This window comes from Sphingomonas sp. (assembly GCF_031361285.1).
Taxonomy (GTDB): Bacteria; Pseudomonadota; Alphaproteobacteria; order Sphingomonadales; family Sphingomonadaceae; genus Sphingomicrobium.
This window is the reverse complement of sequence record NZ_JANMCO010000085.1, coordinates 1-4251: the sequence shown is the minus strand read 5'-3', so window position 1 is coordinate 4251 and position 4251 is coordinate 1. Positions and strand designations below refer to the sequence as shown.

6 protein-coding genes are annotated in these 4251 nt (G+C 63.9%); all 6 read left to right on the top strand.

Annotation, left to right across the window (positions count from 1 at the left end; genetic code table 11):
- Positions 1-934, top strand: a 934-nt coding sequence (tuf, locus tag RMO25_RS08490) for an elongation factor Tu (RefSeq protein ID WP_309662171.1), incomplete at its 5' end; no start/stop codon positions are given.
- Positions 935-1113: 179 nt separating this feature from the next.
- Positions 1114-1425, top strand: coding sequence for a 30S ribosomal protein S10 (gene rpsJ, locus RMO25_RS08485; RefSeq protein ID WP_028969184.1), 312 nt, complete (start codon positions 1114-1116; stop codon positions 1423-1425).
- A gap of 177 nt (positions 1426-1602) precedes the next feature.
- Positions 1603-2511, top strand: a complete 909-nt coding sequence (rplC, locus tag RMO25_RS08480; protein ID WP_309662170.1) for a 50S ribosomal protein L3 — start codon at positions 1603-1605, stop codon at positions 2509-2511.
- A gap of 3 nt (positions 2512-2514) precedes the next feature.
- Positions 2515-3141, top strand: a complete 627-nt coding sequence (rplD, locus tag RMO25_RS08475) for a 50S ribosomal protein L4 (protein ID WP_309662169.1) — start codon at positions 2515-2517, stop codon at positions 3139-3141.
- Entirely contained in the window at positions 3134-3454 is a 321-nt protein-coding gene (locus RMO25_RS08470) for a 50S ribosomal protein L23 (RefSeq protein WP_309662168.1), read from the top strand. The genes rplD and RMO25_RS08470 overlap by 8 nt, the downstream gene beginning before the upstream one ends.
- Positions 3454-4251 (top strand): 50S ribosomal protein L2 (gene rplB, locus RMO25_RS08465; RefSeq protein WP_309662167.1); only part of this gene is annotated, 798 nt, incomplete at its 3' end. The genes RMO25_RS08470 and rplB, both read left to right, overlap by 1 nt.

The following is a 4251-nucleotide window of genomic DNA, read 5'->3' as shown; positions in this document are numbered from 1 at the left end:
CGATTATGTGAAGAACATGATCACCGGTGCCGCCCAGATGGACGGCGCGATCCTGGTCGTGTCGGCCGCCGACGGCCCGATGCCGCAGACCAAGGAGCACATCCTGCTCGCCAAGCAGGTCGGCGTCCCGACCATGGTGGTTTACCTCAACAAGGTCGACCAGGTCGACGATCCCGAACTGCTCGAACTGGTCGAGCTGGAAATCCGCGAGGAGCTCTCCAAGCGCGATTTCGACGGCGACAATATTCCGATCGTCACTGGCTCCGCGCTGGCAGCTCTCGAGGACAAGAACCCTGAGATTGGCCGTGAATCCATCCTCAAGCTGATGGAAGCAGTCGACAGCTGGATCCCGCAGCCCGAGCGTCCACTCGACAAGCCGTTCCTGATGCCGATCGAGGACGTGTTCTCGATTTCGGGTCGCGGTACGGTCGTCACTGGCCGCGTCGAAACCGGCATCGTCAAGGTCGGCGAAGAAGTCGAGATCGTCGGTATCAAGGACACCCAGAAGACTGTCGTCACCGGTGTCGAGATGTTCCGCAAGCTGCTCGATCAGGGCCAGGCCGGCGACAATATCGGTGCGCTGATCCGCGGCATCGGTCGTGAGGAAGTCGAGCGTGGGCAGGTTCTGTGCAAGCCCGGCTCGATCAAGCCGCACACCGATTTCTCGGCCGAAGTCTACGTGCTGTCGAAGGATGAGGGCGGCCGTCACACGCCGTTCTTCGCCAACTATCGTCCGCAATTCTATTTCCGGACGACCGACGTCACCGGTGAAGTCGTGCTCCCCGAGGGCACCGAAATGGTGATGCCGGGCGACAACGTCACGCTGGGCGTCAAGCTGATCGCGCCGATCGCCATGGACCCGGGTCTGCGCTTCGCCATTCGCGAAGGCGGCCGGACCGTCGGCGCAGGGGTTGTCGGTTCGATCACGAAGTAATATAGGGCGGCTTCCGCGCGATTCTGGATCCCAGGTCGCGCGGATCGCTTTTTAAGCGTGTACTAGGGTAGGCACGGGGGCCGCGGTCGCAAGACCAGTCGCCGGGCATACCCGATTTTGGTTTGGAGTTCTGATCCGTTTCGGCGGTGAAGAACGGGCTCTTTCGCATCGGTAGGGACATGGAAACGCAGAATATCCGTATTCGCCTGAAAGCTTTCGATCACCGTGTGCTCGATCAAGCGACCGGCGATATTGCAGATACTGCCCGGCGCACAGGTGCGCTGATCCGCGGTCCCATTCCGTTGCCGACGCGCATTGAGAAGTTCACCGTCAACCGCTCGCCGCACGTCGACAAGAAGTCGCGCGAGCAGTTCGAGGTCCGGACTTACAAAAGGCTGCTCGATATCGTGCAGCCGACGCCGCAAACCGTCGACGCGCTGATGAAGCTCGACCTCGCAGCCGGCGTCGATGTGGAGATTAAGCTGGCTTAACGGCCGGCGCTCGCCCGCAAGGGCAGGCAAAATGGGTGATACCGCCGGAAGCATTCCGGGCTGCGTCCCCGCCGTTCCGTCTTTTGACGGAGCTCAAGCCCAGGCGGGGCACGCATTGATTATGGGCTGGCACGCCTTCCGAATTGTTCGGCAAGGCCTCTGTTTGGGAGTTTGATCGTGCGCACTGGCGTGATCGCAAGGAAAGTCGGCATGACCCGCCTGTTTCAGGCGGACGGCCGGCATGTGCCTGTCACCGTTCTTCAGCTGGAAGAACTGCAGGTCGTCGCCCGCCGCGAGATGGAGCGCGACGGCTATACCGCCGTGCAACTGGGCGCCGGCAAGGCCAAAGCGAAGAATGTTGCCAAGCCGCAGCGCGCCGCGTTCGGTAAGGCCAAGGTCGAACCCAAGTCGAAGCTGGTCGAATTTCGCGTTGCCGAGGATGCGCTCCTCGACGTCGGCGCGACCATCAGCGCCGACCATTTCGTCGCCGGCCAATTGGTCGACGTTTGCGGCGTCACCCAGGGCAAGGGCTTCGCCGGGGCGATGAAGCGCTGGGGCTTTAAGGGCCTGCGCGCGACCCACGGCGTCTCGGTCTCGCACCGTTCGCACGGCTCCACCGGACAGCGACAAGATCCGGGTAAAGTGTTCAAGAACAAGAAGATGGCGGGTCACATGGGCGCCCGCAACCGCACCCAGCAGAACCTTGAAGTGGTCCGTACGGACGCGGTTCGCGGGCTCCTGTTCATCAAGGGATCGATCCCCGGCTCCAAGGGCGGTTGGGTCTCGGTCGAGGATGCCATCAAGCTTCCCCGTCACGACGGCGTGCCATACCCCGCCGGCCTGGTCAGTAAGAACCAGCCGGTCGAGGAAGCCGCACCCGCGGGCCTGGTGGATGATGCCGCGGTGCACGAGATTCCGGCGCTTCCGGGCGACGATGAAGTCGCGGCGATCGCCGCCGAGCAGGAAGCCGGCGGCGCCCTCGACAGCGAAACAGAGGCCGAGGCCGAAACCGGTGGCGACACCGATACGGGCGGCGCTGGCGATGCGGGCGAAACCCCGGCCGCCGACGACAGCAAGGAAAGCTAAGCGATGAAGGTCAAGGTCCAGACCCTAGACGCGAAAGCCGGCGGGGACATCACTCTCGACGATGCGATCTTCGGTGTCGAACCGCGGGCGGATATCCTCCACCGCGTCGTCACCTGGCAGCTCACCAACCGTCGCGGCCCGGCCCGCGCGGCGCGCGAGCGCAGCGACGTCAACCGCACCGGCAAGAAGTTCGGCAAGCAAAAGGGCGGCGGCACCGCCCGCCACGGCGATCGCCGCGCCCCGATCTTTATCGGCGGCGGCAAGGCCCACGGCCCGCGCGCCCGGATTTTCGTGTCGAGCCTCAACAAGAAGATCCGCACGCTGGGCCTCAGGATGGCGTTGTCCGCCAAAGCCATGGGCGGCCAGCTGGTGGTGATCGACAACCTCGATCTCAAGGACGGCAAGACCCGCGAGCTGCGTGAGAAGCTTGGCAAGCTGGGCTTTGGCAAGACCGCGCTGGTGATGGACGGCGACGCCTTGAACGTCGGCTTCGCCCGCGCTTCGTCGAACCTCGGCGAGATCAACCTGATGCCGGCGGTTGGCGCCAATGTATACGACATCATGCGCCATGAGACGCTGGTCCTGACCCGCGCCGCGGTCGAAAAGCTGGAGGCGCGTTTCAATGGCTAAGAAGCAAGCAACGGCGATCGACATCCGCCACTATGACGTGGTGCTGGCGCCGCACATCACCGAGAAATCGACCATGCTGTCGGACCATAATGCGGTCGTGTTCAAGGTCGCGCAAGGGGCGTCGAAGCCCGAGATTAAGGCCGCGGTCGAAGCGTTGTTCGGAGTCAGCGTCGTTGGCGTCAACACCATGATCACCAAGGGCAAATCGAAGCGCTGGAAGGGCAAGCCCTATCAGCGGTCGGACGTCAAGAAGGCCATCGTCACCCTCGCCGAAGGTCAGTCGATCGACATCACCGAAGGGGCGAAGGCGTAATGGCTCTCAAGCAATATAAGCCTACGTCGCCGGCTCGCCGTGGCCTCATTCTGGTCGATCGCTCGAGCCTGTGGAAGGGCAAGCCGATCAAGCGGCTGACCGAGGGCAAGACCAAATCCGGCGGCCGCAACAGCAACGGCCACGTGACCTCGCGCGGCATCGGCGGCGGGCACAAGCAGCGCTATCGGATCATCGATTTCAAGCGTCGCACCTGGGACGTCACCGGCACCGTCGAGCGGCTCGAGTATGATCCCAATCGTTCGGCCTTCATCGCGCTCGTCACCTATGAGGGCGGCGAGCAGTCCTACATCATCGCCCCGCAGCGCCTCGCCCCGGGCGACAAGGTCGTGGCCGGCAAGAAGGTCGACGTGAAGCCGGGCAATGCCATGGAAGTCGGCCAGATGCCGGTCGGCACCATCGTCCACAACGTCGAATTGAAGCCCGGCAAGGGCGGCCAGATCGCCCGCGCCGCCGGCACCTATGTCCAGGTCGTCGGCCGTGATCGCGGTATGGTTATCGTCCGCCTCAATTCGGGCGAGCAGCGTTATGTCCGGTCGGATTGCATGGCGACCGTCGGCGCGGTGTCAAACCCCGACAATGGCAACCAGACCTTGGCCAAGGCCGGTCGCACCCGCTGGATGGGCAAGCGCCCGCTAACCCGCGGCGTCGCCAAGAACCCGGTCGATCACCCGCACGGCGGCGGCGAAGGCCGCACTTCGGGCGGCCGTCACCCGGTCACTCCGTGGGGCAAGCCGACCAAGGGCGCCCGCACCCGTCACAACAAGTCGACCGACAAG